We start from the raw sequence: 252 nt of genomic DNA, 5'->3' as shown, positions 1-252 counted from the left end.
GACCTTGAGCACCGAGGCTTCGGCACCCGAGATCACCACCGAGTTCGGGCCGTTGACCGCCGCGACACCCACCTCGGCGCCCAGCAGCGGCAGGACCTCGTCCTCGGACGCCTGCACCGCCACCATCGCCCCACCGGCGGGCAGCGCCTGCAGCAGCCGGCCACGAGCCGCCACCAGAGCAGCAGCATCAGCCAGGGAGAGGACCCCCGCGACGTGCGCGGCCGCCAGCTCACCGATCGAGTGACCGGCCAG

The 252-nt window shown here is 73.4% G+C and carries 1 protein-coding gene; it reads right to left on the bottom strand.

The annotated features are described in order from the left end of the window. The coding region (locus UK12_RS35840; RefSeq protein WP_045307414.1) for an acyltransferase domain-containing protein at positions 1-252 on the bottom strand (252 nt) is incomplete at both ends.

The sequence above is a fragment of the Saccharothrix sp. ST-888 genome, assembly GCF_000955975.1.
Taxonomy (GTDB): Bacteria; Actinomycetota; Actinomycetes; order Streptomycetales; family Streptomycetaceae; genus Kitasatospora.
The sequence above is the reverse complement of the archived record's forward strand: the minus strand, read 5'-3'. Positions and strand labels throughout refer to the sequence as shown.